The sequence below is a fragment of the Salinivibrio sp. PR932 genome, from assembly GCF_001996125.1.
GTDB classification, from domain to species: domain Bacteria; phylum Pseudomonadota; class Gammaproteobacteria; order Enterobacterales; family Vibrionaceae; genus Salinivibrio; species Salinivibrio proteolyticus.
This window is the reverse complement of the sequence record NZ_MUFM01000009.1, coordinates 35,328-59,261: the sequence shown is the minus strand read 5'-3', so window position 1 is coordinate 59,261 and position 23,934 is coordinate 35,328. Positions and strand designations below refer to the sequence as shown.

The window sequence follows — 23,934 nt, the reverse complement described above, 5'->3', positions numbered from 1 at the left end:
TTGTTGTGCAAATATGGGCTAAAAAAATTGGGAGAAAAGGCGCCCAACGAGGGTTGGGCGCGAAAAGGAATACAATTAAAACGTGGCGCTGTAGCTTAAGCTAAAGGTGCGCCCCACACCGGCGTAGTCAAACATGTCGGCGCTAGCGAGGCCGCTATAGACTTTCTGGGCTTTTTGGCTCCAAATCGTTTGATAGTCTTTATCAAACAAGTTTTGGATGCCGAAATTAATTTGGCCGACCGGCAACGTGTAGTAACCATTGAGGCCGACAAGCTCATAGCCCTCAAGGCGGTCGCCATCTTCATCAGACAGATCGCCAACGTGTTGGAGGTTGAGCTCTGTACCCCAATCGAAGTTATCGTAACCCACTGCCGCCATCGCGGTAGAAGGGCTCGCATTGTAGATACTCAGCTCATCCCAATGGCCACTATTCTTGATTTCGCTCTGCACTAAGTGGCCCTGTGCGCGGCTATACCAAGTGTCAGTGAGGTAGTATTTGATTTGCCCTTCGAGGCCATAGATACGCTGTTTGTCACTATCTAAGGTGACATCGAGATCGTTGTTGTACTTGTACGACTTGTCTGAAATCGAGTAGTACGCGGCGACTTGCGCATTGTAGTCTTGTTGCTGAGTGCGCCAGCCTAGCTCAAAGGAGTTGGTTTTTACACCGTCCAATTCCGTGTTTTGAACACTCACGCTGTTGGTGAGGGTACCGCCTGAATATTTGCCTTTGCCGTAGAATTTGCCTGGGTCCGGCATATTAAAGCCTTGACTAAAGTTAGCCCAAACTTGTTGGTTGTCGGTTAGGTCGTACTTTAGCCCCGCATTCGCAAGCCAAATATCCTTGTCTGTGGTGCCGCCTGGGATGGCATCCGCATCTGGTAATAAGCCGAGTAGAATATAGGCTTGCTGGGTGAAGCCGATAAAATCACTGCCTTTGTACTTGGTGTACTGGTAGCGCAATCCGGCAAAGGCATTTAACTTATCGTTAACGGCCCAGTCTGCTTGAGCAAACACACCGGCATTTTGGGTATCAAAGTCAGGATAACGACCGATCGTGCCCTTTTTCTCAAACTCTAAACCATGACTTGTTGCACTGGTTGTTGAATCATAGACGTATTGCTTGGCGCGGAACTCTTCCTTGCTGTAATCCAACCCATAGTTCAGCGTGAGGTTATCCCAGTTTTTCTCCAGTAAGACTTTTAGGCCGTAAACATCGTTGCTTTGCTCTGAGCCGCTAAATAGACCGTTACGCGGAAACGGGAAATAGCCGAAGGTTTCTTCTCGATAATAGGCTTGCGCGAGTAAGGCATGATTTAGCACATTGGTATGGCTATATTGGGTGTTGAGCATCAAACGTTCAGTGAATGGTTGCTCATCAAGTTTGAGCCCTTTACGACGCTCAACATCACTTTTTAGATCGGTCGTATCTTCAAACCAGATCCCGTAATCACTGTCTTGTTGACTGTCATAGTATTGAGCAGTCAGGGAGAGGTGCTGTTCGTCGTCAGGGCTGTAATCTAAGCTACCCATCACATCAATGCTGTCATTGAATTGGGTATCGGTTTGGGTGACATCGGGCAAAATAGGATCGCCATTGCCGTCGTAGGCCGCACCTTTGCCTTCATACGCCACGGATAAGCGCCCTTGCAAGCTATCACTGCCGCCGGATACCGCAATCGCGGCTTTTTTGGTCAGGTCGTCGCTGTTGTTAAACCCAGAGGTGACGCCGGTGTGAACCTCAAGTTGCGCATCGCCCGCTTCACCACGTTTAGTGATGATATTGATAATACCGCCGGTTGCCCCCGCGCCATAAATGGAGGTCGCGCCTGATAGTACCTCAACGCGTGCGACATTAAAGGGGTCGATACTATCCAGTTGGCGGCTGATGGTGCGAGCGGCATTCAACGCCACGCCATCAATCATGATTTGTGCGCTGCGGCCACGCAGATTCTGTGAGGCATTGGTACGCGCGTTAGTGCTGCCAAAGTCAAAGCTTGGGATCAGCTTCCCGAGCGCGCCTTTTAATGACTCACCGCCTTGAATTTCACGGGTTAGTTCTTCATTGGTGATCACCCAGTTGGTGCTAGCGGAATCGGCGATCGTGGTCTGAATTTTACTGCCAGTTACGATGATGGTTTCGGTATTGGCCGCAGAAGGGGCGGCATGGGCAAGGTGTGCGCCAATCACTATGGCCAGTGGGGTCAGTGAGAGGCCAACTACTTTTTTAGACTTCATAATTATCCTTATACAACATAAAGCTGCAGGGCTCAGCGAGCCTGCGTCCCTGCAGATACGTCTACGTCACTACCTAATCACTTATCATTAAATGATAATAGATATCATTATGATTATTGATATTTGCCCTTGTTGTCAATACATTGATAACCGAATTGCCACATTTACTTTAAATGGGTGAAATCAAATAGATAAAGGACGTAACAAATGCAGGGGAATTATTGGCAAGCAGCCAATCAAAAACTGCTCACAAAAGCGATCAGTGAGCTTCACTTCGAAAATGCGATTACGGTTGACCACCTTGACGGGCGCCAGTTTAGGTTGACACTGCCTGATGCAGAATGGCGGTTTACGGGCACGATGAGCATTTGGGGAATGGTGATGGTAGATAGTGGCAGCGTGTCACGGGGCGACAACTATCATCCAGAGCTGATTGAATTAGTGATGGACTTGCAATCTGTTATCAATATGGATCCCTTGCACCTTGGTGGTTTTATCGAGGAGTATCAAGAAACACTCATTGCGGAACAACAGCATCTCGCGATGCTTAGCACCCTACCAGCCGATAAACTCGTAACGTTATCAGAAACCGATCGTCAGCCCTATTTGGATGCTCACCCCAAGGCGCTCGCCAATAAAGGGCGATTGGGCTGGGGCCAGCAGGATCGTCAACAATATGCGCCTGAATATGGCAACACGTTTGCGTTGCATTATCTCGCTGTGCATCGAGCGTGCGCGCGTTATGGCTTTGGGGATGGATTCGATCAGGCCTCTTTGCTCACTGAGACCCTATCACCAGCCGCTTATGACGCACTCATGACGCGCTTAGCGGTCGATGAACGGGATGATTACCTGATTATGGCGGTGCATCCGTGGCAGATGCAGCGTTATATTTACAGCCAATATGCGTCATTATTCGCTTCAGGTGACATCATTGACCTGGGTGCGAGTACAGAACAGTGGCGTCCACAGCAGTCGATTCGTACCTTGAGCCGAGCGGATGGGCAAGCCGCATACGACGTAAAAACAGCGTTAACCATTCTCAATACCTCCTGCTATCGCGGCGTACCCGGGAGCTTTATTGCCCATGGCCCAGTGCTGTCAAAATGGCTGTCAACCTGTGTACGTCAGGATGCGTTATTGTCGCGTCTTGGTATGCATGTACAGCAGGAAGTCGCCGGTGTGTACTGCCCGCAGCCTTATCAGGCGCAAATAGACAGCTGTTACAAATATCACGAAATGTTGGGATGCGTTTGGCGTGAGCGTGCCGAAAGCCTGTTACCGTCTCATCAGCGACCTATGATTATGGCGACCCTGATGCAAGCGGGTGGTGATGGGGTCAGCTGTGTCGAAGCGCTGATTGCGCGCACCCTACTAACACCTAGGGAATGGTTGCAGCGTTTGTTTGATCATGTTGTGGTCCCCCTTTATCACTTGCTATGCCAATACGGGATTGGGCTAGTGGCGCATGGGCAAAACATTACCTTGGTGCTGGAAGACGATATCCCTGTGGGTTGCATGATCAAAGATTTTCATGGTGATTTACGCTTTGTCGATCAGCCGTTTCCAGAGTTGGACAGCTTAGATAAACGCGTGCGAGCGGCGATCAAGCACTTGCCGCCAAACTATCTGGTGCATGATTTATATACGGGGCATTTTGTGACCACACTACGTTTTATTTCGCCGTGGTTTGTGTCCCTTGGGGTGAGCGAGACTGAATTTTATCGTCAGTTAGGTGACACCCTTCGTCGTTATCAACAGGCACAACCGCAGCTGAATGAACGCTTTGGATTGTTTGACGTGCTGAGTGAGACGAAAGAGAAGATTTGTATCAATCGTGTAAGGTTTAACATTGGCTACGATGATAGCAACGAACGGCCTGTTCCCATGTTTGGTGAGGCGATTCGTAACCCTCTGGCTGAGGCGTAATGCGGATACTTAACGAAAAATACCCGCAATAGGCGGGTATTAACACTCAAATCAGTGCAAGTAGTTGGGCTTACTTACCGCTTTTACTTTGCTTGGTGAGCTCTTTGATAGTACGGCTGATTTCACGGCGCTGTTTAGAAATCTCCGCATTCTTGATGATGTGATCATCAACGCGGTCCTCGTAATCACCTTTCATATTCTTGATGATTTCGACAATGTCTTCATAGGACATCTCAGGCTGGATATAATCGAGCAAATTTTCTAGCAGCACAACGCGTTTTTGATTGTCGCGGATCTTCTTGTCGTTGTCTTGGATTTCGCGTTTTAGCTTATTCTTTTGTCGTGAGTGCTTAACGATCTCAAATACACTGGTCATTATAGTCGCCTTCTATTTTTTGAAGTATGAAAAAATTAAACCACAAGCGCTCGGCCAAACCCAGCCTTTTCGCGCTTGAAGTGAGGAGTTTTTCATCAATTGAACCGATAAAGGATCTGATTTGGGATACACAGAAATGTGCCATTGGGGAGAGACTGGCGAAAGACATGCCCAAATCACCTTATACCCGATTAGAACGTGATGTTGGCAAAGATAGCAGACTCGCCTTGACAGTGGTATGACACATATCAAAGCCAGCCTGCTCGAGACAGCGATCAGTAGTTGGTTGGCGTCCCCTCAAGTTTCACTGAGGAGCCAGAGGTTTTTAGCATCGCGCCACGTAACATGGCTTGAACGAGCTCGGTGGCATCAAATTTTGTCAGCGCTTCGTGTGCACCGACTTGTTTGGCGCGATCCACACTAATATCACTCGACAGCGATGTATGGAGGATCAGGTACGCTTCGGCCAGTTTGTCATCGCTACGAATTTCAAAGGCGAGCTCATAACCGTCAATACCGGGCATTTCGATATCGCTAACAATAATGTCAAACGGTTTACCGGCGGACGCCGCGTTTTTCATCATTTGCAGTGCTTCTGAACCGTTGTTGGTGACGTAATAGGGAATATTAATACTGTCTAACGCTTCAGAAAGTTGCCGTCTTGCGGTTAAGGAATCATCAACAAGCAAGATGTTCATCGGCTTGAGCTTTTCACGATCGACATCCGACAAAACAGGGTGCAGTTTATCCGGATCGGATGGGAAAATATGTTCCATGATGTATTCGACATCCAGCAGCTGAACCAGCTTTTCGTCGATTTTCATTACGCCAGTTAAAAACGCACGAGTACCCAGTGTTTGAGGTGGCTCGGCGATCGAGCGCCAGTCACACTCGCTGATCTTTTCAATGCCGCGCACCAAAAAGCCCATTACACGACGCTGACAGTCAGTGACGATAATGTAACACGACTCCCATTCTGACTTGTCGACTGGCTTGTAACCAATCGCTTTGGCCATATCAATGACGGGAGTGGCGATGCCACGGAAACTAGTGGTTCCTATCACTGTGGGGTGAGAGCCGGGCAAATCCGTTAGCGGCTGAAAAGGGATGATCTCCCGCACCTTAAGGGTCCCAATCGCAAAAGATTGCGTCGGGGTCAGGCGGAACATCAACATGCCTTGTGATTGATTGGCTTTGCTCTTCATAGCATCACTCTACGTGTAATCGTAATAACGGTGTGTATTTTATCAGCATTATGCGTAAGACACATCTCCCCATTATGATAGGGGGGATTAGACAGAACATAAAATTTTTCCGTACTATTGTCTCATATTTGAAACTTATTGATAGTGTGAATTAAATGCGCGATTTCGCACGCTTTCCGGTCAGCAGTCATGCTAGGCTAATGACGCAGAAACACACGAAGACAGAGCCAGACACAGCGCAATAGGTTGCCTGTCGTCATTTCTTACCTAAAATAAAGGTAATAGCTTTTTTGTCACCGTGTTACATCAATGACAAAAGTGCATGATTAGGTGCTCGTCCTCGAGCTATCACGCGCATCGGATATACGCCTTTTAAGAAGTAAACCAACGGTTGAGCAAACTATGACCAATATTTTAGATTCGGTAGATTCGCGTACGCGGCTGGTGGGGGAGAACCGCCTAGAGCTTTTAATGTTTTATCTTGGCACCACGCAACCTTTTGCCATCAACGTTTTTAAAGTGCGTGAAGTCATTAAAGTGCCCCGGCTCAACCAAATGCCAGGTTCGCATCCGAATGTGCGTGGCGTGGCGATGATCCGAGGAAAGTCAATTCCTGTGATTGACCTGCGTCAGTCGATTGGCATGGGCTCGATTGGGGTGTCGGATGATTGCAACGTGATCGTGACCGAGTACAACCGGACGATTCAGGCGTTCTTAGTTGGCCAAGTCATCAATATCAAAAACATGGGCTGGGATGAGATTATGGAGCCGCCCAAAGGCACTGGGCGCAATAACTACCTGACCGCGATCACTCGCCAAGACTTCGATGGCCAAACTCGCCTCGTGGAAATCGTCGACGTTGAGAAAATTTTGGCTGAGATTGTCGCGTACGAAATTGGGATATCAGAAGATGTGCTCGATCCGCAACTCACACCTTATATGGCAGGGCAGCGTGTCTTGGTGGTGGATGATTCGTCAACAGCACGTGCACAAGTCAGTGATACTCTGTCTCAGTTTGGTGTCGAATGCATCATGAAAAAAAACGGTGCCGAGGCGCTGCAATTACTTAAAAGTTGGTGTGATGAAGGCAAAAATGTCAGCGATGAGATCCTATTGATGATCACCGACGCTGAGATGCCTGAGATGGATGGCTACAAATTAACGCATGAGGTGCGTTCTGATAGCCGAATGAGTAACCTTTACATCGCACTTAACACCTCATTGAGTGGTAGTTTTAATGAGGCCATGGTTGAGAAAGTCGGCTGTAACCAGTTTATCTCTAAGTTTCAACCTGATTTGCTCGTGAACGTTGTCCAAGAGCGGCTACGTGAAGTGGTGGCAAGCTAAGGCAATGCGTGACAGCAATGTGCCTTTTGAAGCGAGCCTTGGCTCGCTTTTTTGTTGAATGTCGAGCTTGGATAACAGTAATCATGTTGACGAGAAAGGAGAACATAATCTAGGGAGGCAACATGAAATACCTATTTTTGATGCGACATGCGAAATCCAGTTGGGATGACCCTAGCTTAGACGATCACGATCGGCCTTTGAACCCAAGAGGCTTTCGTCAAGCGCCTTTGATGGCTGAGCGCCTGAATGCTTGGGTATTGCAACCTCAAACCATTGTAACCAGCTCAGCGCAGCGAGCGAAAGATACCGCGGTATTGGTGGCGGAGACCCTTAATGACAAACCGCCTATTATCGTGGACACTGCCTTATATACCGAGCACAGCGGTGCGATTACTACCGCAGCGAAACAGTTGGATGAGCGTCAGCAAACCGCGATGGTAATTGGCCATAATCCAGCGTTGAACCTTTATCTCCAACAGATGGGTATGCGCAAAGAGAATTTACCCACGTCTGGAGTAGCCGTGGTAGCGTTTGAGACGACATCATGGCAAGCGATCAACGAGGTGGATGCGCAGCTGATTTACCTCGACTGGCCAAAGCGTCAAGTAAGTTAAGCCATAATAGGCACTATATCTAGTTGAAGACAAACTACATTTAGATTAAAGGAGAAAAAGTTATCTACTAAAACTGTGGATAACCCCGTTAATTTCTTTGTTACCTTTCTTCTGAGCCCTGTACTCATCAGGGATGAGCAGGAAAAACAAAAAAGTGGCGATATATTAACCATCAATAATGTGTCATATATTTGTCATTATGATGACGCAATCGATCGATGGTGTGGAATAATAGTGCCGCCATGAGGCAGCCCTTGAGCACTGTCGCATCAGCATTCCATTGAGTAGTAGGAGAGTAGGATTGATCACGGTAGATAAACATGAAGGCTTATCGGTTCGCGTTGCCATTCTGAACGAGGAAATCAGTGCACAAGAAGTCGATTTCTACTTGTTTGTCCCGGGAGAGCTGAAGTTTGGTAAACATGTTCTGAACGAGGATGAATTCTACCACCGCGTGCTGTCGAATAGCCGCACCTATTTTACCTCTCGCTACCACTTACCTTTGGTACACTCGCGTCTTGCCAGCCGAGAAAAATTACCCACTGAGCAATATCGAGTCAGCTTGAGTTTGTATGCGTATCAGTACGCGCTTTCATTAGAAAAAGCGACGCACGACTTTTTTGAGTCGGTCTCAGGATTGGAAGACGAAGAAGCACTCGAGCAATTGGAAGATACCATCGAAATGGCGGTGGAAATCTTACGCCGTTTGCGCCGTTACCAGCCGCAAGATACCAAGCTAGTAAAGTATTACAACAATATTGATAATTATCTGTCATGGCTGACCGAGCAACGGTTCTTGTCGCTTTTAGCGCATATGCCGCGCGGCTCGGTGTATAAAACTATCCGCCAACAACTTGTGGAGCTTTGTGAAGCGGAAGAAGCTCATCGTTTGGTCAATCGCTACAATTCCGACAAAGCGATCAGCGATCCGACCCGCATGGTTAACAAAATGCGCTTGCTACGTCGTTTGATTGAATTTCCTGTCACCATTCGCCAAAAACCGGAAGCTTTGGGTAAGAACCTTAATAAACTCGCGAAAGCCTCGGCGACGGCGTTTGTGATGTTGTTTGTCACCACCGTGATTGTGCAGGCTCGGCAGTATTTGGGTGAAATTACCTTGTCGTTTGTCTTGGCGATGGCCGGGATCTATGCGTTGCGTGAAATTTTTAAAGATGATTTGCGTGATGCGCTGTGGCGATGGATTCGTAAAGGGCGGCCCAAATGGCGCAAGCGCTTTATCGATCCTACCTCGAATAGACAGATTGGTCGGCAGTTGGAATGGCTCGATTACATCGACTTTACTGCGCTGCCCGATGAAGTCAAAAAGCTGCGTCGTGGCAAGCTGCGTCAACAAGAAGAGGCCGTGGTGCGCCTAAAGGTCAAAACCCAGCTAGAGACTACCCGCTTTTTGTCTGGCTATGACACGACCCGAGATGTCTGGAAGCTCGATTTTCGTTCTTTCTCACGTTTAATGGATCGTGGAAGTCAGCGTTTGTATCGACTAAACGATGGACAGGTTTTAAAAGATTCGGTTGAAAAGCGCCACCAATTTAACTTGGTAAGCTGTCAAAAAATCAAAGACCAGCCTACGGTTTACCAGCGTTGGAAAATCACCGTAAACCGGTCGAAAGTCGTCGATATTGAAGAAATTCTCGATTAATTTTTCAGTGAAAACGTATTTTGCTTGCTAAGGTGGTCGATACAAAAGGCATAAAAATCAATAGCGTTAAGCGGCTTAGAAAAATAGTAGCCTTGGAATTCATCGACCCCCATTTGCTGTAAGTTGATCAATTGCTCCTGCGTTTCTACACCCTCTGCGACCACACGGATCCCAAGTTGATGCGACATATAACAAATGGTATCGACCAGTATTTGCTGCCGAGAAACGGTGGCCATATGCTCGATAAAGCTACGATCAATTTTCACTTTGTCAAAGCTCAAGTGATTCAGTACCGCCATCGATGACCAACCTGTGCCAAAATCATCCAAGGCAAGCCTGATGCCTATGTCTCGTAACTGATTCATTATTAGGCTGAATCTACCAATATCATCAATGGTCATGGTCTCGGTGATTTCAAACACCAACCGTTTACGTTGTTCAGGGTGATGGATAAAAATATTCACTACGTCTGAGAGCAACGCCTCACTAAAGAAAGAGTCAGATAAATTGACCGCCACATCGATATGCTGGTTGATGGTTTGCCATTCGGTATTCATCGCCGCATAAACTTGCCGTAGGATCCAAGTGCCAAGTCGCTGTCCAAGGCCAGCTTCTTCCGCTACATCGATTAATAACTGAGGGCGGATTGGTCCCAAGGTTGGATGTTGCCAGCGAATTAATGCTTCACAACCAAGTTTGTCGGGCTCAGACGATATAATTGGTTGATAGACAAGAGATAGCTCATCCTGGCTTTCATCAACAAGCAGTACATTTAAATCATCTTTTAATTGTCGGCGCTGACGGGCATCGGCCTCGAACTTAGGTTTGAAGACTACGATACTGTCTTTCGAGGGTAAAGCATCTTTAGCTTTGAGTAAGGCAAGATCAGCATTATTCAATAGCGTATTGGCAAAGACCTCCGGATCTTTACGAAGTGCCGTGTCAAGATCCGCACTTTTGGCGATCCCAAGCGCAACGGTGAGTTGGATATCCGGATAGATATCGTCGAGGGCGTTTCGCAACGTATCGCGAAGTGGTTGGGTGAAAAAGCTCAAATAATGGCCATCGACCGCGGCTAAAACGGCAAATCTGTTGCCGCTTAAACGCGCGCAAGTATAGCCATAAGGTGAGCAGATATTATTAAGCCTTTGCGCGAGTTTAGTGAGAGCATGATCACCCTGTTCATACCCCAGCAAGTCATTAATGTCTTTGAAACGGCGAATATCAATGACAAGTAAGGTGTGTATCGCTTTCTTGGTTGCGGCTTTTTGTAAGGCATCCAGTAAATAATTGCGATTTGGAAGTTGTGTGACGCTGTCCATCCATGCCATTTGCTGTTGCTTCAGGCTGTCCCGATACATACGCCAAGAGAAATACCCTAATAGGGTAAGGATAAGCCCGACGGCGAGATAGATATGTTTCAATTGGTTGGCGAGATACTCGCGTTGTTTGATAGCGGCAGGGCCTGTTAAATTATTGATCATCAAATCTCGCAGCGCAGGGAGTAGGGTGTCCATTTCGCTAAGCAATTGCTGTAAGCGTGTCGTCTGACCTTCTAGTACCGCTTGTTCATAACGTCTTATGATTTGAAATGCGCGTGTCACAAGAGGAGTGGCACTAAAGGCTTGTCTCAACTCCTCTGTCTCGCTGCTTCGTAAAAAGGTGTCGTAGCGACTCCAGAGAATGTCGTACTTTAAAATGAGTGCACTGCGGTCTTGACGTTGAGTGCGGAGATACAAGGCGAGTTCATGGCGAAACTCAAGGGTTTCTAATTCCATTTGGGCCAATGCCCATGCTGACAGCTGGGTACGCACTGCATGGCGAGAGTAGCTTTGATTGAACTGGTAAAGCGTCACAACCGCGAAGATGAGGATCGCAAACACAAAAACAATGAACCAAGTGACTGGGCGCTTAAGCATCATAAGCGTGTTACACCGCTACTCATCCATCACCTCCACACGGTTCGCTTGCCACACCATACGGCTATGTATTATTTCGTTATCCATTAAATTATTTTCCGATAACGGATAGATGACCCAGATTGGCCCTTTATCGCGAACACGCATCCACTGTCCGTTCTTTTTTATCGCAAATATGGGGTTATACCGCTCAATATCCTCAACCGTAATCTGGGCCCAATAATCATTTAGCGCATAAACTTTGAGTGTTTTGGGCGGAATATCGAGTTGAGCGAGTAGCTTTTGCGCTGATACGCCTAAAAACCGTTGTTGGCCATCGGTCCACGGAGTGGCTGTTTCAATGGTACGATCGGCCATCGCGACGAGTTGTTCACGTGTAAAAGCTTCTGTCCCTTTTTTACTGGTAATCGTGAGCATCGGGCTGGCAGTGACTGTGCGACTGACAGTCATTGCGATCACCCATCCAACTAGCAATATCAAGTGAAAGAGGTGGCTGTGCTTCGACCTTCTAGGTGTGGTGCAATGTGCCATGATATACGCCTTCTCAAGAGCTCCCTATTAAACGTAGCTGTACGCACTGGCTTACTCAAGTGTGGGCGTGGAGGGCGCATTCGGTAGGCTTAGCAAAGTAACTTGTTCTTATATGCTAGAAGATAATTCTATTTATCAGTCATTATAGTCATACAATATCATGTCAGTTTGTTTGTGAGTCGTCATAATGGCTAAAATAAAAACAATTATTAAACCAATATTCTTTTAATGGGTGAAAATATGAAACAACCCCACTTTTCTACGTTAGCTGTCCACGGTGGTGATCAAACGGACAAGGGGCACAATGCGGCTTTCCCGCCGATATACACCGCCAGTAGTTTTATTCAATCTGACCTTAGCCATCAGGCCGACTTTGGTTACTCGCGGGTTGCGAATCCAACCCGATCAGCTTACGAGAGTGCGTTGGCGGCGCTCGAGCAAGGTTGTTATGCGACGGCGACGGCCTCGGGGATGGCAGCGACAGCCTTGGCCTTAGAGCTACTGCCGGTAGGCGCGCACATTATTGCGATGCGCGGTGTGTATGGGGGGACGCATCGCTTGTTCGACAAACTCCGCGCCGCCAATAATGGACTCAGTGTCGATTATGTTGATCTCAATGATCTCAATGCCGTAGCAGCCGCGGTCAAGCCGAACACGGCGATGATCTGGGTTGAAACCCCAACCAACCCGTTATTGGAACTCGTCGATATTACCGCGATTTGCCAGTTTGCCCGCGAGCATGCGTTATTAACCTGTGTGGATAACACTTTTGCGACTGCGTGGAACCAAACGCCGTTGCGTTTAGGGGCAGATATTGTGATGTTGTCGACCAGCAAATACATTGGCGGGCATTCTGACATGATTGGCGGCGCGCTGGTTACCGCTGATGAAGCGTTGGCGAAAAAAATTGATTTTGCGAAAACCACGGTCGGCGCGATTGCCTCGCCATTTGATGCCTATCTCGCGTTACGCGGATTAAAAACGCTCGATCTGCGTATGCAGCGCCAATGCGATAATGCGCTAAAAGTTGCGACCGCGCTGGAAAACCACCCTGCCATTGAAGCGGTTTTCTATCCTGGCTTACCGTCACACCCGCAACATGCGCTTTGTCAGACGCAAATGCGCTCAGGGGGAGCAGTGGTTACCGTTCAGCTAAAAGGCACGCGAGTGGAAAGCGAGCGATTTTTAAGCCGCTTACGCTACTTTATCTTGGCTGAATCGCTCGGTGGTGTGGAGAGTATGATCAACCATTCAGCGTCCATGTCTCACGGTTCCATGAGTGAAGAGGCACGCGAGGCGATGGGGGTTTTCGATACCACCTTCCGGCTTTCAGTCGGCATTGAAGATAGCCGTGACTTAATTGAGGATCTTCTGCACGCACTCGATCAGGAGGCGTCATGACCGATTATGGCGTCTGGACGGTGGTGACGCCACTGGTCACTATTGTACTTGCTGTGGTCACGCGTCAGGTGATTCTGTCGCTACTAGCAGGGGCGATGGTGGGTTATACCGTGATTGCGAATTTCAATCCATTCGCAGGCGCGGCGAAGGCATTGGATAGTTATATTGGTGTGTTTGCCAGTGCGGGGAACACGCGCACCATTTTGTTTTGCTTTATGGTGGGCGGGTTAATACGTCTTATCCAAGTCACAGGCGGCACCCGGGCTGTGATTCATGCGCTCACTGAGCGTGCTCAATTGGTGAAAAATCCGGTTGCGGTGCAGTTGCTCGCGATAGTTACCACCATGCTGATTTTTATTGAGAGTTCGATTTCCATTATGTCAGCGGGGACGGTGAGTCGTGATTTAGCCGATCACTATCGCGTTTCTCGAGAGAAGCTCGCCTATGTGATCCAGTCATCCTGCGTTGCGACTTGCTCCAGCGTGATGATCAATGGTTGGGGCGCTGCGATGATGGCAATTATCGGCGTACAAGTCAGCAAAGGTTATGTTGAAGGCGAGCCCTTCACCATTCTATTGCACGCCATCCCATACAATCTAATGGCATGGCTCTCCTTGCTGGCGGTGCTGTTTTATGTGCTCACTGGGGCGAGTTGGGGGCCAATGGCGAAAGCGGACCAACGCGCGGCAGCCGGGCAAGTACTACGTGAAGGCGCCTTTCCGATTGCCGGCGATCATCAGCGCGATGATGAGCCGCTAGGCAAAGTGAGCTATTTTGTTCTGCCATTACTCAGCACCATTTTAATGGTGCCGGTGGGCCTGTTTATTACCGGTAATGGCGATATTGCCTCTGGATCGGGCTCAACCGCTGTCTTTTGGGCGGTGATGGCAGGGACTGCGGTTGCGATGGCTTTCTTTATCGGCACGCGTGTCTTATCGTTAGATACCTTTTTCCGCCACCTGTTAGCCGGATACGCAAATATGATGCCTCTCGGGGCAATTATGTCGCTGGCATTTTTAATGGGGGACTTATCGGCAGACTTACACACGGGACACTATATCACTCAGGTGATTGATGGCATTCTGCCAGCAGGATTATCAGCCGCTTTTGTCTTTGTGATTGCCGCTATTATGTCACTGGCGACCGGAACCTCGTGGGGCACGTTTGCAATCATGATCCCGATTGGTATTCAGATTGGCGCTGCGACAGGTATTGACCCGCACTTAATGATTGGCGCATCGATATCTGGGGCCATTTTTGGCGATATGACCTCACCAATCAGTGATACTGGCATTGTCGCGTCGATGGCAACGGGTAACGATCACGTCGATCATATCCGTACGCAATTCCCTTATGTCTTTGCGGTAGGGGTGGTGACCGCGGTCTTGTTTGCGATATTGGGAAGTGCTTAAACGCAGGCTCGGTTGAAAAAATAAACTGTCCTTGCGAGTCAGCAAGGACAGTCTGTTAATGCCCAAGTCCATGGAGTCAGTCTTTGCGGGCAAAAGGGGCAAGCGAAGGTTGATCTCGTTGTCTAATAAAATGTAGACGCCGAGTCTTTTATTGTCTAACTAAGCATTCAATCAGCTTGTGTAATAGGAGTCGTGGCTTGATTGAGATATGCAATAATGTCGTCTGACTCATACATCCATTGCACCTCGTCGCCCTGTTGAATACGTAAACAGGGAACTTTAATCTTTCCGCCTCCCTGTTCCAGCTCACGTCGGGCGGTCATATCGCGTTTGGCGTCTTTTGCCGCCAGCGGCAGTCCGAGCTTTCGGCTTGCTTGGCGAACTTTGACGCAAAATGGACATGCTTGAAATTGGTATAAGGTCACTTGCTTTGAAAACGCGACCATGGCTTGGTGCTGATCCGCGTTCAGCTTTGGTGGCTTAGGCTTAGTGAGCGCTTCAACAACGAGAATGATCCGGCCAAGGATCCAACGAATAACACCCATTTTCACTCCCTGTGTGTATCAAAGTGCAGAGTTTAACACGACAGCGCACGTGACCCTATATCAGGGTTTGTTTCTAAATGGTGACAATGTGTTTCTGGTGTGAAACACGGTTACGTTGTATGGCGCCTTTTGGCTGGTAAACTAACCGTCCTGCAACCTCACGATAATAAGCAAACGATTACAGGTACCCTATGACACTGCAAGCCATTGACTTTCAAGCGCCCAATGCGGAGCAAGCCTTTGTTGAATCCTTACGTGAAACGGGATTTGGCGTGCTTAAAAACCACCCACTACAGCAGCAGCTCGTGGCTGATATTTACAACCAATGGGAAGGTTTTTTTAACACCGAGGAAAAACATACATTTACCTTTAAGCCCGATACCCAAGATGGGTTTTTCCCCTCTAAAATTGCGGAAACGGCGAAAGGCCACACCAAGCGCGATTTAAAGGAATTTTTTCATTACTACCCTTGGGGGCAGTGTCCTTCAGCCCTCCGTGATAATCTGCAATCTTACTATCAACAAGCGACTAGCTTGGCTGAGACCTTGCTGTCATGGGTGGAGCGTCAGTCACCGGACAGCGTCAGTGAGCACTACTCACAATCACTTTCTAGCATGATTGCAGGGAGTGAGCAGACATTGTTACGCGTATTACATTACCCGCCGTTAAAAGGCGATGAAGAGCTAGGTGCTATCCGTGCCGCGGCCCATGAAGATATTAATCTGTTGACCATCCTGCCTGCAGCGAATGAGCCGGGCTTGCAAGTGAAAGCGAAAGACGGGCGTTGGCTAGATGTGCCGTGTGACTTCGGTAACTTAATCGTCAATATTGGCGATATGCTACAAGAAGCATCGGGTGGCTACTTCCCCTCAACCACCCATCGCGTGATTAATCCTGAAGGCGCAGATAAAACCAAAGCACGGATCTCGTTACCGCTGTTTTTGCATCCGAAACCGGATGTGGTGCTGTCTTCTCGCTATACGGCGAAAAGTTATTTGACTGAGCGTTTACGTGAATTAGGCGTTCTGTAAGCGAAAAGAAAAGCCGAGGTGATATGTCCCTCGGCTTTTTATTTAGACCCGTTTCGTGTATTGCAAGTTAGGCGTCATCCCCCAAGGCTTCTTCGATGCGCGCGGCAGCCTCCTCACTGACCCATTGATGCCAAAGGTCGCGATAGCGGCGTAAGAACTCATCGGCGGCGATCTCGCCATCAGCTTGATAATCATCCATCCATGCGAGCATGTCACTCATGACGCTATTATCGTATTCACGTTGCTGAACGTAGCGAAAGGCGATCGGCGATTGTTCCGCAAATGACGCTGTGGTGAGTGTATGCACGGGAGAGGTGGGAAACGCAGTGACTTTTGGAGTCTGGCATTCCGCTTGAGTGATGCAGCTTTTATAGTGCTCAAGATCAACGTCTGCGCCAAGGTCCACTTCGACCATTTCATATTTGCCCATCACTGGCGTCGGTGCCCAGTAATAACCAAACCACGCATCACGACGATCATTGGCACGAGCAATGGTTCCAGCCAGACCAGCGGCGGAGCCGGGATCGATCATCTCAAAACCGGCTTCACCCAGTTGAAGTGCGTCAAAAAGGTGCTTAGCGGAAATTTGGCACGTCCATCCGGCGGGGCAGCCCATAAACGCCGCTTTGTCGGGGTCTTCGGGGTGTGGAAATAATTCTGGATGTGACTTAATACCGTCGATAGTAGCAAGCTCTGGATGTTGGTCCACCATGTATTTTGGCACCCAAAAGCCTTCGTTCCCGCCTTGGCTAAATGCATTGCCGGCGTATCTGAGCCGCCCATCAGCCACACCTTTATCGAGCATTGCTTTATGCGAGTTGGTCCAGAACTCAGGCGCAATATCCGGCTCACCCTTTTCTGTCATCGATACGCCTGTTGGCATGGTGTCACCGGGGACCAAACGAACGTCGCAGCCATAGCCGTTAGCAAGGATAAATTGGTCAACATGTGCCATTAGGGTGGCTGAATTCCAATTCATATCCGCAATGGTGACATCGCCGCAGGCTGGCTCATCGGCATAGGCGTTTGGCGTCAAGATAAATAATGGAGAAAGTAGGAGCGCACAGAGTCGGGGTCGCATAGATCGTCCTTGAAAGTCGCTAGTGTTAAGTCAAAACCAAAACGTACCATGCGTCTGATACAAGGTCTATACTCGATGAAGCGCAAGGTGCTGAATCACAATTTAAAAACATATTTTTTGATCTTTAGGCTAACAACGCTCGTTATAATCACTATCGGTACGCCTTCGTACAAGCTGCTGAGCGCGTTGCCGTTGCACCTTGGTTTTGATGACTGTCTAGGAATTGCACATGCCTCGCCAAGATCAACTTAATGCCATTGAACAACAAGATGATTTAATCGCCCTGTCTGGATCTCAAGCGGCTTTAAAGCTAGGAAGCGCAGCCTTAGTGCGTATGCATGTGCACACGCCGATGAAAGGGTTATTTCGCTTTAATGCCATTATGCTTGGTACAGACGGCAAACGTTATTGCTACACCCAAATCCCGTCTCTATCTGCGCAGCAAAAAGGGCAATATTTAAACCCAGGCTTTCAAGTGCGATTGCATGGTGTGGCCGCGGATGGGTCGCTAGTCCGATTCAGTGGCAAGGTGCAAGGCGTGCTCGAGAGCCACTGCAGTATTGTGTGCATTGAGCTGCTCCGTGAGGGCGCGACAGCCACGCCGTTGCGACAAGACAAGCGCTTTCCAGTGGCACTATCAGCGACGCTTGCCACAGAGGGAATGAGCAAGATTGAGGTGGAGGTACGCGATTTGTCGGTTGGCGGATGTTTATTCGCTTACCGTTCAATGGGCGCCAAATTAGCACCAGAAAAAAAAGCGGCGCTAAACCTTGACCATATCGCCCCGAATCAAGATCTTACGCTTAATGGTTCGATACTCTCACATCGATTACTCAGCGATGATTACTTGTGTGGCTTTCAGTTTGACGATCGTAGCAAGGCACGCAGTACGTGGTTAATCACCAATCTTGCCTTCGATGGCACCTATTACCGATTAGCTGTGTCCGATAATAAAGGTGAGACGGCTCTGAATTAGTCGTCATCTTTTTACATGCGCGGGGTGATTTTCAGTAAGCTCCCGTTTCGTTTATCTGTGAGAAGTAGAATGCTGCCATCACTGGCTTGAATCACGTCACGGATACGCCCGAACTGACCATCAAATAGCCGCTCTTCGCTCACTACGGTACCGTCTTCGAGGGTTAGGCGCACCAACAGACCAAATTTTAATGATCCAAGTAGTAGGTTGCCTTGCCACATCGGGAAGCGATCACTGTTCACCATGATCATGCCTGATGGTGCAATTGACGGATCCCAATAATAGACAGGTTGCTGCATACCTTCTTTCGCGGTGCCTTCACCAATTTGTGTGCCCAATCCGTAATTTACCCCATAAGTGATGATAGGCCAGCCATAGTTAACCCCTTTTTCGATGATATTGAGTTCATCGCCACCTTGAGGGCCGTGTTCATGCGCCCAGACAGTGCTGCCATTATTATCGAGTGTGATACCTTGCACATTGCGATGACCGTAACTAAAAATCTCGGGCTTTTTTGCATCATGAGCAGAGAACGGATTGTCGACCGGCAAACTGCCATCAAGGTTTAAACGCACTAAACTCCCCAAATGATCGGTAATAAACTGGGCGCGGTCACGGTGGCCGCGGTCGCCCAGCGTGATGTAAAGGTGCTCTTGGGTCACCAATAGGCGACTGCCAAAGTGACGGGTTCCGCCGCGTTTGGGCAATGCAGTAAAAATGACCTTGCTATTGATGAGAACATCTTGTGACAGCGTTGCTTTGAGCACTTCTGTTCCCGCTTGACCGCGTTCATCTTCTGCAGCATAAGAAAGGTATAGGGTGCCGGTCGCGGGGAAATCCGGCGCTAACGCAATATCAAATAGCCCTCCTTGTCCCTGCTGATAGACGCCTTTGGGTACTCCTAATATGTTCACCGTTAGCCCATTAGGCGTTAGGCGTTTTAAAGTGCCGTTCCGTTCGGTGATCAGGATATCGCCATTAGGTAGCTCGGCCATCCCCCATGGGTGGTCGAAGCCGCTTTTCACTTCCTCAACATTCACAGTGACTGTTTCAGTCTCGACAGTCACCCCGTGCGCGCTCAATGGGGCGCACAATACGAACATCAACAAAAAAATCGACGATATCCGGTGCATGACGACCTCCTTGATCAGTGGACGCTGAGTTTACGATAGAGGCGATCTTTAAGGTGTGCACGTTGCTTTTTCATCGCGGTAAAAATGTCGTCGCTGGTTGGGATCTGCTTCATTTCCAGACCACGAATATGATGATCGAGCTGATGATAACGTTTGGCATCAAGTTGGAAGTCAGGATCGTTCGCCTTCAAATCATGAATGCGTTCACGGTACTCTGGGAACTCAAAGATAAGCGCATGATTTTCGCCTTGCATAAACACCTCCTTCTCACCTTGTGATGCTATTAAGGCTAGGCGTGCTTTGCCGATCTCTCCAGTTTCAGTCTGCTTGATTCGGGTCGAGTGGCGGGATGCTGGGCTCGACGGCTTTCGCTGCTTTTTTATCGGGGAAATGGATGGTTTTGCCGTCAGCTGTCAATAAGCTGATGGTATGTGGCGAACCGTCCGGTTGTAAGGTGACCAGTCCGACAGCACTGGCGTTCACTAAGCGCTTAGGGCCTGCGGTGTCGGGATCACGCCTATCAATCCGCATGCGCTTTCGCTTGGTGAGCCAATTAAATGGTGAGCGAGGACTGAACAAAATACGATCGCACCATTCACAAATACTCAGCAGCGGCTCTGGGAAATTGTTTTTAAAGCCGCTCGCGGTAATTTGCCATAAGCGCGGGCTATTGGTACGAAAACGAATACGAATGTCGTAGGCAAATGAATAGTGCACATCACCCGATAGGATCACGTAGTTGGTTGGCGTACGCTGGTGGCGGAAAATACTCAGTAAGGTATTGGCACTGCCCGGATGAGCCATCCAGTTCTCAGCATCGACAATGGTGGGCTTGCCGAGCCAAATTGCGATACGTTGTAATACTTCAATAAACTTTACCCCGAACATGGGTGCGGCCGAGACAATGACCGCACTGTCATGCTTGAGTAGGTCATGCTGAAAATCCATCAGAGCTTCCCAGTCCATCAAGCCGGATGGGCGGTTCATGCTGGACTCCGAGCGCCACCGACGAGTTCGAGTATCGAGTACCACTACACAGGGGGTCGTCGGTACGTTGTAATGCCAATGCTCAAAGCGAAGTAGCGTCTCAATCATTGCGTCGTGCGCACTATCATTCGGGTCATCGCCAGACTGTCCAAACTGGCTAGCCGTCGCAAGCGCAACAAACGAGGAATCAAATTGTTTAGGGTCATTTCCCCAACCTTGGCATAGCCAGTAGGCAAACAGACCATTGCCGATAATGCGCCGTGAAAAGGGCTGTTGATAGGCTGCTTGCTCCCAGCCTACGGTGATGTTCCAGTCATCGGTGATGTCGTGGTCATCAAAAATCATATAGGTGGCGAGATGGGCGAACAGACGCCTAACTTGGGGCAGACCGTGTTGAAACTTAGTCAGGGCTTGCTCTTCACGCTGATACCGTGACTGTTGCTGTGGCGTTAACACGCGATTGAGTGCGACTGAGGCTGTATTTGTGATGCGCCAAGCTTCTGGCGACCACACCAGTAAATACATGGCGAAATGTTCGGCAAAGCTAATCAGGTGATTGCTGGTTGTCTGAGAGGTGAAGATCGGCAGCGCACGTCCTTTTAACCGTTCGAACAGAGAACCATACCGTGCGCGCTGTGCGGGCAACAATTTTGTTCGGTTGAGGTAGCCATCTGGATGCGTATCGAGTTCCCGGCAATGTGCAATCGGTGCGGCGTCAAAGTATTCATTTTTGAGCTCCAGCCGAGCAATCAAGGCTTTGATCCGCTGCAACATTGGTGTGGCGACATCATCGGCGTAAATCTGATCTCCGCTCATAATGAGCATGTCCGGCCATTGTGAGATCTCCTCATTGGCGAGTTTATCGTCGAGTGTGACCAGTGCATCATCACACTGATGGTGCGGGTGCCGACATGAGCCATGCGCTAAATGGTTCGCTTGGGAGGGGATCACAAAGTGCGGTGAACGTTCACCGTCATAGAGTAAATCCGGGATCCATTCGGACAAGGGCTTTTGATCGAGTAAGATGTCGTAACGCAATGGCACATCGAGCGGAAAGCCGTGCGCACATCGGAGATGAGCCAGTACCACCCATGCGTGCTTACCAGCGCGAAATTGCTGCGCCGAGGAGAGTGGCATCGCGGCGAGGAGAGTCTGATCATCAAAAACGGACAATGTGCCTTGGTCTGGCGGCGTTGATAATACCGCCCATACGACGACTTCATGTTGAGTAGTTCGCCGTAGCATGGGGCCAGCAATAAAACGGGGCAGGGAAGAGGCGTCCGGATTCAATGTTTGTTTCCTTTTTCTGTCTGTTTGTCATCTTGGCATTTTTTGGGGGAAGGATGCAAAACGTATGTGATAATCGCTTGTTTTGGCGTATTTTTAGCCATTTGAACATGAAAAGCGATAAATCACCGTAAAAGGGGTTGCACCCTTTGCGGCAATCGCCTACCATCCTTCTCGTTGTTACGAAACACATTTCCCCCATAGTTCAGTTGGTAGAACGGCGGACTGTTAATCCGTATGTCACTGGTTCGAGTCCAGTTGGGGGAGCCAAATTCAGAAAAAGCGCTAGCCGAGAGGTTGGCGCTTTTTTTATATCTATCGTTCTTGGGTTCGAAGCGCGTGCTTGACCAGTTTGAATGCGGATCGTCTCCCTCTTTTTGCTCGCGTCAAACAAAAACGCCACGCGCAATGCGTGACGCTTTTTCCTATCACTATCGATTAGTTTTTAGTGATATAAAGGTTCCGAGTGTAACGTAGGTCGTTCGGGTTTTCCGTATTATAGCCGCCTACTTTAGGGCTTTTGATCACACTACGCGTGTAAAAGTACATTGGAATGGCAGGCATCTCCTTGGCGAAAATGCGCTCCGCTTCCTGATAATAGGCCTTACGCTTTTCTGGGTCGACAACGGAGAGGGCTTGGTCAAGCAGCTTGTCGTATTCAGGGTTGCTCCAATTGGACTTATTCATACCTTTACTACTGAAATAGCTTAGGAAAGTTGAAGCCTCATTGTAGTCACCATTCCATCCATCGCGAGCCACATCAAAGTCTTTTTGTAGCACTTTTTGCAAAAAGGTTTTCCACTCTTGGTTGGCTAAGCTGACTTTAACCGGGAGATGGCGTTTCCACATAGACGTTACTGTCAATGCAAGTTTTTTGTGGGATTCCATGGTGTTATACACCAATTCAAACTCCAGAGGGTTGTCTTTGCTGTATCCCGCTTCGGCCAAGAGTTCTTTTGCTTTTTGATAACGTTCTTCTTGGGTCATTTCCGCCCAAGCCAATTTCGGCGGTTCGAAGTTATTGATGGCTGGTGGTGTTGCACTGTAGGCAGGTTGTTGTCCTTGACCAAGAATTATGTCGGTGACGACATTACGATCAATGGCATAGGCGAGTGCTTTGCGTACGCGCACGTCGTTAAACGGTTCGCGCTCTGTGTTGAATAAATAGTAATAAGTTGCAAGCGATGGCATGGTTAGGAATTCATCGGGACGCTCTTGCTTGATTTTCTTATAGGATTCAAGCGGGAAGCTAAAGGTCACGTCGATCTCACCGGTGCGATAGCGGTTATATTCCGCGTTAGCATCGCTGGAGGTTACATACGATGTTTTATTAATCACCGTTTCTTTATCGTTCCAGTACATGGGGTTACGCTCAAGATCGATGCGCTCATTAATCACCCAGTTGGTTAAGTTATAGGCGCCGGAGTTGACCATGTTTTCGGGGCGTGTCCAGTTATCACCATACTTTTCTACCGTATGTTTTGGTACAGGGTAGGTCGAAGAATGGGTGAGCATATTGGGGAAATAAGGAGTACGTCGCACCAATGTAAACTCGATGGTATGGTCGTCCACCGCCTTCACGCCTAACGCACTTGCTGGCTTATGTCCATCGGTGATTTCGGTTGCATTGAGAATGTTCGCGGTGCCTAAATACCAAGCGTATGGTGCAGCGGTTGCTGGGTCGACGGCACGTTGTAGTGTATAGACAACATCTTCCGCTGTAATGGGCTCACCGTCAGACCATGTCGCCTCGCGTAAATGGAATGTGTACGTTAACCCATCTTCACTGACTTCCCAGTTTTTTGCTAAACCTGGTGCAATATCGCCACTTGGCGTGCGCGATGTAATGCCTTCGAACAAATCTGAGATAATTTTGTTACTGGCGGTATCACTGGACTTGGTCGGATCCAGCGTAGGCACTTCGCCAGAAACCCCCCAAATAAGAGTCTGTTGCTCGGCAAGCTCCACGCCTTCTGGGACGTGAGCTGCAAACGCTGAGCTACACAATGCGAGTGCCAATGAACCTGCTAATAGTTTTAATTTCATCTTTCCATTCCTTGGTTGAGTAATTTGTTAATAAGCCTTGTTAATCAATAGATTAACCACAAATGGTAAGCGAAGAAAAGCGATGTGATAAAAAGATGACAAATCGACGACAGGAAAAGCGTGAAATCGTGACCTCTATTTTTATATCGATTTAATCCTGCATGGCGGTTGCCGATCGCGGCGTATTCATACGGCATAATCCCCTCGGACAGCTTA

19 protein-coding genes and 1 tRNA gene are annotated in these 23,934 nt (G+C 48.7%); 9 read left to right on the top strand and 11 right to left on the bottom strand.

The window, feature by feature from the left end:
• Positions 1-75 precede the first annotated feature (75 nt).
• Complete coding sequence (locus BZG84_RS06515; protein ID WP_077678066.1) at positions 76-2,238, bottom strand: TonB-dependent receptor; 2,163 nt, start codon at positions 2,236-2,238, stop codon at positions 76-78.
• Positions 2,239-2,445: 207 nt separating this feature from the next.
• Between BZG84_RS06515 and BZG84_RS06510 the strand changes: the two genes are divergently transcribed.
• Positions 2,446-4,167 carry an IucA/IucC family protein gene (locus BZG84_RS06510; RefSeq protein WP_077678065.1) on the top strand — a complete coding sequence of 574 codons (1,722 nt, stop codon included), beginning with the start codon at positions 2,446-2,448 and terminating at the stop codon, positions 4,165-4,167.
• 70 nt (positions 4,168-4,237) lie between these two features.
• Here BZG84_RS06510 and BZG84_RS06505 read toward each other — a convergent pair whose 3' ends face one another.
• Both BZG84_RS06505 and BZG84_RS06500 read right to left on the bottom strand, forming a co-directional pair.
• Complete coding sequence (locus BZG84_RS06505; protein WP_077481972.1) at positions 4,238-4,543, bottom strand: DUF496 family protein; 306 nt, start codon at positions 4,541-4,543, stop codon at positions 4,238-4,240.
• Between the two features lie 275 nt (positions 4,544-4,818).
• Positions 4,819-5,748 carry a chemotaxis protein gene (locus tag BZG84_RS06500; protein ID WP_069586694.1) on the bottom strand — a complete coding sequence of 310 codons (930 nt, stop codon included), beginning with the start codon at positions 5,746-5,748 and terminating at the stop codon, positions 4,819-4,821.
• Positions 5,749-6,150: 402 nt separating this feature from the next.
• Here BZG84_RS06500 and BZG84_RS06495 point away from each other — a divergent pair, with 402 nt between their 5' ends.
• The 3 genes from BZG84_RS06495 (at position 6,151) to BZG84_RS06485 (ending at position 9,369) form a co-directional block, all read left to right on the top strand.
• Entirely contained in the window at positions 6,151-7,095 is a 945-nt protein-coding gene (locus tag BZG84_RS06495) for a chemotaxis protein CheV (protein WP_077454907.1), read from the top strand.
• A gap of 122 nt (positions 7,096-7,217) precedes the next feature.
• Positions 7,218-7,709 (top strand): SixA phosphatase family protein, encoded by a 492-nt coding sequence (locus tag BZG84_RS06490; RefSeq protein WP_077481966.1) that lies wholly within the window; start codon positions 7,218-7,220, stop codon positions 7,707-7,709.
• A gap of 301 nt (positions 7,710-8,010) precedes the next feature.
• Positions 8,011-9,369: a hypothetical protein gene (locus tag BZG84_RS06485; RefSeq protein ID WP_077662651.1), complete on the top strand. Its 1,359-nt coding sequence runs from the start codon at positions 8,011-8,013 to the stop codon at positions 9,367-9,369.
• Here the strand turns inward: BZG84_RS06485 and BZG84_RS06480 are convergent.
• Complete coding sequence (locus tag BZG84_RS06480) at positions 9,366-11,291, bottom strand: putative bifunctional diguanylate cyclase/phosphodiesterase (protein ID WP_077481379.1); 1,926 nt, start codon at positions 11,289-11,291, stop codon at positions 9,366-9,368. The genes BZG84_RS06485 and BZG84_RS06480 overlap by 4 nt on opposite strands.
• 15 nt (positions 11,292-11,306) lie before the next feature.
• Positions 11,307-11,738, bottom strand: coding sequence for an oxidoreductase (locus BZG84_RS06475; RefSeq protein WP_108743604.1), 432 nt, complete (start codon positions 11,736-11,738; stop codon positions 11,307-11,309).
• 321 nt (positions 11,739-12,059) lie between these two features.
• Between BZG84_RS06475 and BZG84_RS06470 the strand changes: the two genes are divergently transcribed.
• Both BZG84_RS06470 and BZG84_RS06465 read left to right on the top strand, forming a co-directional pair.
• Positions 12,060-13,220, top strand: coding sequence for a trans-sulfuration enzyme family protein (locus BZG84_RS06470; RefSeq protein ID WP_077481383.1), 1,161 nt, complete (start codon positions 12,060-12,062; stop codon positions 13,218-13,220).
• The gene (locus tag BZG84_RS06465; RefSeq protein ID WP_077481385.1) at positions 13,217-14,632 is read left to right on the top strand and encodes a Na+/H+ antiporter NhaC family protein; all 1,416 of its coding nucleotides are present in this window, start codon (positions 13,217-13,219) and stop codon (positions 14,630-14,632) included. Before BZG84_RS06470 ends, BZG84_RS06465 begins: the two co-directional genes overlap by 4 nt.
• Positions 14,633-14,799: 167 nt before the next feature.
• Here BZG84_RS06465 and BZG84_RS06460 read toward each other — a convergent pair whose 3' ends face one another.
• The gene (locus tag BZG84_RS06460) at positions 14,800-15,177 is read right to left on the bottom strand and encodes a glutaredoxin family protein (protein WP_077481387.1); all 378 of its coding nucleotides are present in this window, start codon (positions 15,175-15,177) and stop codon (positions 14,800-14,802) included.
• A gap of 191 nt (positions 15,178-15,368) precedes the next feature.
• Between BZG84_RS06460 and BZG84_RS06455 the strand changes: the two genes are divergently transcribed.
• Positions 15,369-16,208 (top strand): isopenicillin N synthase family dioxygenase, encoded by an 840-nt coding sequence (locus BZG84_RS06455; protein ID WP_077481389.1) that lies wholly within the window; start codon positions 15,369-15,371, stop codon positions 16,206-16,208.
• 67 nt (positions 16,209-16,275) lie between these two features.
• On the opposite strand, the gene BZG84_RS06450 is transcribed toward BZG84_RS06455, so the two are convergent.
• Positions 16,276-17,289 (bottom strand): glycine betaine ABC transporter substrate-binding protein, encoded by a 1,014-nt coding sequence (locus tag BZG84_RS06450; RefSeq protein WP_077481391.1) that lies wholly within the window; start codon positions 17,287-17,289, stop codon positions 16,276-16,278.
• 229 nt (positions 17,290-17,518) lie between these two features.
• Here BZG84_RS06450 and BZG84_RS06445 point away from each other — a divergent pair, with 229 nt between their 5' ends.
• Entirely contained in the window at positions 17,519-18,265 is a 747-nt protein-coding gene (locus BZG84_RS06445; protein WP_077481393.1) for a PilZ domain-containing protein, read from the top strand.
• An 11-nt stretch (positions 18,266-18,276) separates the two neighbouring features.
• On the opposite strand, the gene BZG84_RS06440 is transcribed toward BZG84_RS06445, so the two are convergent.
• From BZG84_RS06440 to BZG84_RS06430, 3 genes are all read right to left on the bottom strand, one after another.
• Positions 18,277-19,398: a PQQ-dependent sugar dehydrogenase gene (locus BZG84_RS06440; RefSeq protein WP_077678064.1), complete on the bottom strand. Its 1,122-nt coding sequence runs from the start codon at positions 19,396-19,398 to the stop codon at positions 18,277-18,279.
• 14 nt (positions 19,399-19,412) lie between these two features.
• Positions 19,413-19,652 (bottom strand): YdcH family protein, encoded by a 240-nt coding sequence (locus BZG84_RS06435; RefSeq protein ID WP_069586641.1) that lies wholly within the window; start codon positions 19,650-19,652, stop codon positions 19,413-19,415.
• A 64-nt stretch (positions 19,653-19,716) separates the two neighbouring features.
• Entirely contained in the window at positions 19,717-21,630 is a 1,914-nt protein-coding gene (locus BZG84_RS06430; protein WP_077678084.1) for a hypothetical protein, read from the bottom strand.
• A gap of 236 nt (positions 21,631-21,866) precedes the next feature.
• Between BZG84_RS06430 and BZG84_RS06425 the strand changes: the two genes are divergently transcribed.
• A tRNA-Asn gene (locus BZG84_RS06425) sits at positions 21,867-21,942 on the top strand.
• 168 nt (positions 21,943-22,110) lie between these two features.
• On the opposite strand, the gene BZG84_RS06420 is transcribed toward BZG84_RS06425, so the two are convergent.
• The gene (locus BZG84_RS06420; RefSeq protein ID WP_077481500.1) at positions 22,111-23,718 is read right to left on the bottom strand and encodes a peptide ABC transporter substrate-binding protein; all 1,608 of its coding nucleotides are present in this window, start codon (positions 23,716-23,718) and stop codon (positions 22,111-22,113) included.
• Between the last annotated feature and the right edge of the window lie 216 nt (positions 23,719-23,934).